This window comes from Klebsiella sp. GN_Kp190, assembly GCF_040061795.1.
Taxonomy (GTDB): domain Bacteria; phylum Pseudomonadota; class Gammaproteobacteria; order Enterobacterales; family Enterobacteriaceae; genus Klebsiella; species Klebsiella michiganensis.
This window is the reverse complement of record NZ_JBEAFN010000030.1, coordinates 164,214-171,099: the sequence shown is the minus strand read 5'-3', so window position 1 is coordinate 171,099 and position 6,886 is coordinate 164,214. Positions and strand designations below refer to the sequence as shown.

General features: G+C 57.1%; 6 protein-coding genes. 3 read left to right on the top strand and 3 right to left on the bottom strand.

Annotated elements, in window-relative coordinates:
- Window positions 1-144: 144 nt before the first annotated feature.
- The gene (locus tag ABLU67_RS19350; RefSeq protein ID WP_047723253.1) at window positions 145-903 is read right to left on the bottom strand and encodes a MerR family transcriptional regulator; all 759 of its coding nucleotides are present in this window, start codon (window positions 901-903) and stop codon (window positions 145-147) included.
- A 210-nt stretch (window positions 904-1,113) separates the two neighbouring features.
- Between ABLU67_RS19350 and ABLU67_RS19345 the strand changes: the two genes are divergently transcribed.
- Genes ABLU67_RS19345 through ABLU67_RS19335 form a run of 3 tightly spaced genes read left to right on the top strand, consistent with a single transcriptional unit; the run spans window position 1,114 to window position 4,036 of the window.
- Complete coding sequence (locus ABLU67_RS19345) at window positions 1,114-2,802, top strand: sensor histidine kinase (protein WP_004852614.1); 1,689 nt, start codon at window positions 1,114-1,116, stop codon at window positions 2,800-2,802.
- The gene (gene btsR / locus ABLU67_RS19340; RefSeq protein ID WP_004852613.1) at window positions 2,796-3,515 is read left to right on the top strand and encodes a two-component system response regulator BtsR; all 720 of its coding nucleotides are present in this window, start codon (window positions 2,796-2,798) and stop codon (window positions 3,513-3,515) included. Before ABLU67_RS19345 ends, btsR begins: the two co-directional genes overlap by 7 nt.
- 53 nt (window positions 3,516-3,568) lie before the next feature.
- Window positions 3,569-4,036 (top strand): DUF1456 family protein, encoded by a 468-nt coding sequence (locus ABLU67_RS19335; protein WP_049082656.1) that lies wholly within the window; start codon window positions 3,569-3,571, stop codon window positions 4,034-4,036.
- A gap of 103 nt (window positions 4,037-4,139) precedes the next feature.
- Here ABLU67_RS19335 and ABLU67_RS19330 read toward each other — a convergent pair whose 3' ends face one another.
- Window positions 4,140-4,607, bottom strand: a complete 468-nt coding sequence (locus tag ABLU67_RS19330; protein ID WP_014230129.1) for a YehR family lipoprotein — start codon at window positions 4,605-4,607, stop codon at window positions 4,140-4,142.
- Window positions 4,608-4,805: 198 nt separating this feature from the next.
- Window positions 4,806-6,839, bottom strand: coding sequence for a methionine--tRNA ligase (gene metG, locus ABLU67_RS19325; protein WP_025107804.1), 2,034 nt, complete (start codon window positions 6,837-6,839; stop codon window positions 4,806-4,808).
- Window positions 6,840-6,886 lie beyond the last annotated feature (47 nt).

The following is a 6,886-nucleotide window of genomic DNA, read 5'->3' as shown; positions in this document are numbered from 1 at the left end:
CCGGTAGCCCGGGTAAGGCGTTTACGCCGCAACCCGGGGAATGTGCCGCGATGTGGCATTGCTGCGGTTTCTACCCGGCTTGCGCTGCGCTTAGCCGGGCTACGGTTCATCACCGTCTGCGGGCCGGTAGCCCGGACAGGCGCGTCAGGCGCCGCCTCCGGGAGACGTGGCGGTGGCGTGATTCAGCCAGATAATCTGGCCCTGCTGCTCCCAGAGGCGCATTTGATTGACCTGGGCGCTACAGGGCGCTTCTCCACACCAGACCATCAGCGTACTCTCCGGGAAAAGCTCCGGTCGGAGCTGGTTCAGCGAATGGGCGAGAATGTCCACCCGCCAGCCCTGTTCGCTGGCTATCCAGCCCTCCAGCCATAGCCGGGTGATATCATTCACATTCCAGCCGATAATCAGCGCATGGCTGCCGGGATATTTTGCCGTGGATGAAAGAGTGCGGGCGATATGATTAATCAGAATACCATCAAGGATGCCCCGCAGCGCCAGCAGCGTGGGCTGCGGGCTAAGCAGGCGCTGGCGTAATGGATTAATCAGATTCTTCACCAGAATTTGCGCTGACTCGCTGTGGTTGCGCTCCTTAAGCCACATACGCAGGCGATGATAGCTACCGTTTTGCAGATAACCGAGCAAAATTTCCTGCTGCTTGCGCCAGCCGTCGGCCACCTCCTGCTCATTATCCATCAGCAGCGTTTTCACTTTCCCCACCTGCACGCCGGAGTCAATCCAGCGTTTAATTTCGCGAATCCGGTCTATCTCATATTCGTTGAACAGGCGGTGGCCGCCGTCGGTACGCTGGGGTTTCAGTAATCCGTAGCGCCGCTGCCAGGCGCGTAACGTCACGGGATTGATATCGCAAAGCTGGGCCACTTCGCCGATTGTATAAAGCGCCATTTTCTCCTCCCGCTGTGTTCTCCTCCATTAACTGTAGAAGCTGTTTGCCGAAGCGGGAATTTTTGTCTGTTTTTTGTACAGATTTGAGCCGGCGAGACGCGAAGAAATGTGATCCTGAACATGAATTATCATTTTCATGTATTGCTTCAAAGAAAGTTATAAGCAAGCAGTGTATGTTACGCGCTTTCAAATGAAGTGTGGTCTGCGGGTATGTACGAGTTTGATCTGGTGTTGCTGCTGCTTCAGCAGATGTGCGTGTTTTTGGTCATTGCGTGGCTGATGAGCAAAACGCGGCTGTTCATCCCGTTAATGCAGGTCACCGTCCGGCTGCCGCATAAGCTCCTGTGCTACGTAACCTTCTCCATTTTCTGCATCCTCGGTACCTACTTCGGGCTGCATATCGAAGACTCGATCGCCAATACGCGCGCCATCGGCGCGGTGATGGGGGGCCTGCTGGGCGGGCCGGTGGTTGGCGGCCTGGTGGGGCTGACCGGCGGGCTTCACCGCTACTCGCTGGGCGGCATGACCGCGCTGAGCTGTATGGTATCCACCATCGTAGAAGGGCTACTCGGCGGGCTGGTACACAGTATTCTGGTCAAACGCGGGCGGCCGGACAAAGTCTTCAGCCCGCTCACCGCCGGCGCGATCACCTTTTTCGCCGAGATGGTGCAGATGCTGATTATTCTGCTTATCGCTCGCCCGTTCGAAGATGCCCTGCATCTGGTACAAAGCATCGCCGCGCCCATGATGGTCACCAACACCGTCGGGGCGGCGCTATTTATGCGCATCCTGCTGGATAAGCGAGCGATGTTTGAAAAATATACCTCGGCCTTCTCGGCTACGGCGCTGAAGGTCGCCGCTTCGACGGAGGGGATCCTGCGCCAGGGGTTCAACGAAGAGAACAGCATGAAGGTCGCGCAGGTGCTGATCCAGGAGCTGGATATCGGCGCGGTGGCGATAACCGATCGCGACAAGCTGCTGGCGTTTACCGGGATCGGCGACGATCACCACCTCCCGGGAAAACCCATCTCTTCGCTCTATACCCAAAAGGCGATCGATACCGGCGAAGTCGTTTACGCCGACGGCAACGAGGTGCCTTACCGCTGCTCGATTCATCCGAACTGCAAGCTGGGCTCGACGCTGGTTATCCCGCTGCGCGGCGAAAATCAGCGGGTCATCGGTACCATTAAACTCTATGAAGCGAAAAACCGCCTGTTTAGCTCCATCAACCGCACGCTGGGGGAGGGAATTGCGCAGCTGCTGTCGGCGCAGATCCTGGCCGGACAGTATGAGCGGCAAAAGGCGCTGCTGACGCAGTCGGAAATCAAGCTGCTGCACGCCCAGGTGAACCCGCACTTCCTGTTCAACGCGCTGAATACGCTAAAAGCGGTGATTCGCCGCGATAGCGACCAGGCCGGGCAGCTGGTGCAGTATCTGTCGACCTTTTTCCGCAAAAACCTGAAGCGGCCAGCGGAAATCGTGACCCTGGCCGATGAGATTGAACATGTGAACGCCTATTTGCAGATTGAGAAAGCGCGTTTTCAGACCAATTTGCAGATTCATATGCTGGTGCCCGAGGCGCTGGGGCAGCATCAGCTACCGGCGTTTACCCTGCAGCCAATCGTCGAAAACGCGATTAAACACGGGACTTCGCAGCACCTTGGGGTGGGCGAAATCACCATCCGCGCCAGTCAGCAAGAGCGCTGGCTGCAGCTGGATATTGAAGATAATGCCGGGCTGTATCAGGACAAACCCAGCGCCAGCGGGCTGGGCATGAACCTGGTCGACCGCAGACTGCGGGCGCGCTTTGGCACCGACTGCGGGATCACCGTAACCTGCGAGCCGGAATGTTTTACCCGCGTCACGCTGAGACTGCCTCTGGAGGAAAGCGCATGTTAAAAGTATTAATTGTCGACGACGAGCCGCTGGCGCGTGAAAACCTGCGTATTTTGCTGGAGACCCAGCCTGATATTGAGATCGTTGGCGAATGCGGGAATGCCGTCGAGGCGATTGGCGCGGTACATAAGCTGCGCCCGGACGTGCTGTTTCTGGATATCCAGATGCCGCGCATCAGCGGTCTGGAGATGGTCGGCATGCTCGATCCGCAGCATCGGCCCTATATCGTCTTCCTTACCGCGTTTGACGAGTACGCGGTGAAGGCCTTTGAAGAGCACGCGTTTGATTATTTACTGAAGCCGATTGAGTCCGCCCGGCTGGAAAAAACGCTGTTTCGCCTGCGCCAGGAGCGCAGCCTGCAGGATATGACCGTACTCGACGATACCCAGCAGGCGCTGAAGTATATTCCCTGCACCGGACACAGCCGGATCTGGCTGCTGCAGATGGAGGATGTGGCCTTCGTCAGCAGCCGGATGAGCGGGATTTATGTGACCGACCGCGAAGGGAAAGAGGGCTTTACCGAGCTCACCCTGCGCACGCTCGAGAGCCGAACGCCGCTGCTGCGCTGCCATCGGCAGTATCTGGTTAACATGTCCCATCTCAAGGAGATCCGCTTTGAGGAGAACGGCCAGGCGGAGCTGCTGATGCGCGCTGGCCAAACGGTGCCGGTCAGCCGCCGCTACCTGAAGAGCCTGAAAGAGGCGATTGGGCTGTAAAACGGCGGAATCGTGATAGACTTAGCGGCAGATTTTTTCATCATGAAGGCAATATGATCAGTAACGATATTCTCCGTAGCCTGCGCTACACCCTGAAAACCAATAACAGCGGCCTGGTTCGTATTTTTGCCCTGGCGGATGCGCCGGTCAGCGCGGAACAGTTGGTTCCCTGGCTGAAAAAAGAAGACGAAGAGGGGTTTGCGCGCTGCCCGGATATCGTGCTGTCGAATTTCCTCAACGGCCTGATTTACGACAAACGCGGTAAAGATGCGTCCGCGCCGCCGCTGGCGGTCGAACGCCGGGTGAATAATAACATCGTGCTGAAAAAGCTGCGTATTGCCTTCTCCCTGAAGACAGATGATATTCTCGCTATCCTCACCCAGCAGAAATTCCGCGTCTCCATGCCGGAAATCACCGCCATGATGCGCGCCCCGGATCATAAAAACTTCCGCGAATGCGGCGACCAGTTCCTGCGCTACTTTTTGCGCGGACTGACCGAGCGCGAACACGCGAAATCCTGATATGCCTCCCCGGCTTGCGGCGTAAACGCCTGAGCCGGGCTATTAAATGCACGGCTCCGTAGCCCGGCTCAGCGCAGCGCAAGCCGGGAGTAGTCCGCACCAGTCAGGGCTGTTTCACTTCTTTAAAACCCTGCGATTTCAGCAATTTCTCCGACTCGCTCAGCGAAATGAACTTTTGTGAACAGTCGGAAAAACTGGCCCCCGGCAAGTGACACAGCTCGCTGATTTTAGCCTGATTAAAGTCGATGGAGAGGTGTTCCTGCGCGACGTTCTCTTTATAGTCGACGCTGTGGGTAACGCCTTTGATTTTGCTGTAGGCCGCGCCGATAGGGTCGATGACCTTGCGCGCCTGCTCTTCGTTACTTACCCCGAGTGATTGATAGGGGATAGTATTCTCAGCGTCCTGGCGGGTGACGACATCGCCTTTGTAGTGATAGATGTAGGTCAGATCAACGCCGTTGATCGTGTTGTTAAACGTTTTGACCTCATCTTTGTTGTTATCGCAGCCGACAAGCGCGGCCATCAATAGCGTGGCGCCCAGAGCGGCGGTCATCCTGCGGTTAAATTTCATTATCATTCCTTGTTAATCAATCATCATCTCTAATTGTATACAGCATTGGGCGATGGTGCCGGGCGTATCCTCGGAAGTCGCCGTTTCGCGCTTATGCCAGCGTTTTCTTCTTTCTGCGCCAGCACCCGGCGGGCGATGTCGTCGACAATATCGTGGCGCTCAAAAAAAAGCGCTGCCGGAGCAGCGCTTTATACAGCCTTACTTGACCTGCTGGCCCGGCTGAGCCCCGCTGTCCGGGCTGAGCAGGAAGATATCTTTCCCGCCAGGACCTGCGGCCATCACCATGCCTTCAGAGATGCCGAAGCGCATTTTGCGCGGCGCCAGGTTAGCGACCATCACCGTCAGGCGGCCAATCAGCGCCTGCGGATCAGGGTAGGCGGAGCGGATGCCGGAGAAGACGTTACGCTTCTCGCCGCCGAGATCCAGCGTCAGGCGCAGCAGCTTATCGGAACCGTCGACGAACTCGGCGTTTTCAATCAGCGCGATGCGCATATCCACTTTGGCGAAATCGTCAAAGGTGATAGTTTCCTGAATCGGATCGTCCGCCAGCGGACCGGTGACCGGCGCTGACAGCGCCTTCACTTCTTCTTTCGACGCTTCGACCAGCGCCTCAACCTGCTTCATTTCGATGCGGTTATACAGCGCTTTAAAGGCGTTAACCTTGTGACCGAGCAGCGGCTGCTGGATAGCATCCCAGCTCAGTTCGCCGTTGAGGAACGCTTCGGCGCGGGCGGCCAACTGCGGCAGAACCGGCTTCAGCCAGGTCATCAGCACGCGGAACATATTCAGGCCCATGGTGCAGATGGCCTGCAGATCGGCGTCGCGGCCTTCCTGTTTGGCGACCACCCACGGCGCCTGCTCGTCAACGTAGCGGTTTGCCACGTCGGCCAGCGCCATGATTTCGCGGATGGCTTTCCCGAACTCGCGGCTGTCCCACGCATCGCCAATGCTTGCTGCCGCATCGGTGAAGGTTTTATACAGCTGAGGATCGGCCAGCTCGGCGGACAGCATGCCGTCGAAACGCTTGTTGATGAAACCGGCGTTACGCGAGGCAAGGTTAACCACCTTGTTGACGATATCGGCGTTGACGCGCTGCACGAAGTCTTCCAGGTTCAGGTCGATATCATCGATACGTGACGAGAGCTTGGCGGTGTAGTAGTAGCGCAGGCTGTCGGCGTCAAAATGATTCAGCCAGGTACTGGCCTTAATAAAGGTACCGCGCGACTTGGACATCTTGGCGCCGTTGACCGTCACGTAGCCGTGAACGAACAGGTTGGTCGGTTTGCGGAAGCCGCTGCCTTCCAGCATCGCCGGCCAGAACAGGCTGTGGAAGTAAACGATGTCTTTGCCGATAAAGTGGTACAGCTCGGCGGTAGAGTCTTTCTTCCAGTACTCGTCGAAGCTGGTGGCGTCGCCGCGCTTGTCGCACAGGTTCTTAAAGGAGCCCATGTAACCGATCGGCGCATCCAGCCAGACGTAGAAGTATTTACCCGGCGCGTTCGGGATTTCGAAGCCGAAGTACGGGGCATCGCGGGAGATATCCCACTGCTGCAGGCCGGACTCGAACCACTCCTGCATTTTATTCGCCACCTGCTCCTGCAGCGCGCCGCTGCGGGTCCACGCCTGAAGCATTTCGCTGAACGACGGCAGGTCGAAGAAGAAGTGCTCGGACTCGCGCATCACCGGCGTCGCGCCGGATACCACCGATTTCGGCTCGATAAGCTCGGTCGGGCTGTAGGTCGCGCCGCACACTTCGCAGTTATCGCCGTACTGATCCGGTGATTTACACTTCGGACAGGTGCCTTTCACAAAGCGGTCCGGCAGGAACATGCCTTTTTCCGGATCGTAAAGCTGAGAGATGGTACGGTTTTTGATAAAACCGTTCTCTTTCAGGCGCGTGTAGATGAGCTCCGACAGCTCGCGGTTTTCATCGCTGTGCGTGGAGTGGTAGTTGTCGTAGCTGATGTCGAAGCCAGCAAAATCGGTCTGATGCTCCTGACTCATTTCGCCAATCATCTGCTCCGGAGTAATTCCGAGCTGCTGCGCTTTCAGCATGATCGGGGTGCCGTGGGCGTCGTCGGCGCAGATGAAGTTGACTTCGTGGCCGCGCATTCGCTGGTAACGGACCCAGACATCAGCCTGGATGTGCTCCAGCATGTGGCCGAGGTGGATTGAGCCGTTTGCGTACGGCAGCGCGCACGTTACCAGAATTTTCTTCGCGACTTGAGTCATAGTGGGCATTACATCTTCTATTGTAAAAAGGGGTTTTGATGTTACCG

Coding starts and splice junctions, on each gene's coding strand:
- ABLU67_RS19350 (WP_047723253.1), bottom strand. CDS start 903: ATGGCGCTTTATACAATCGGCGAAGTGGCCCAGCTTTGCGATATCAAT.
- btsR (WP_004852613.1), top strand. CDS start 2,796: ATGTTAAAAGTATTAATTGTCGACGACGAGCCGCTGGCGCGTGAAAAC.
- ABLU67_RS19335 (WP_049082656.1), top strand. CDS start 3,569: ATGATCAGTAACGATATTCTCCGTAGCCTGCGCTACACCCTGAAAACC.
- ABLU67_RS19330 (WP_014230129.1), bottom strand. CDS start 4,607: ATGAAATTTAACCGCAGGATGACCGCCGCTCTGGGCGCCACGCTATTG.
- ABLU67_RS19345 (WP_004852614.1), top strand. CDS start 1,114: ATGTACGAGTTTGATCTGGTGTTGCTGCTGCTTCAGCAGATGTGCGTG.
- metG (WP_025107804.1), bottom strand. CDS start 6,839: ATGACTCAAGTCGCGAAGAAAATTCTGGTAACGTGCGCGCTGCCGTAC.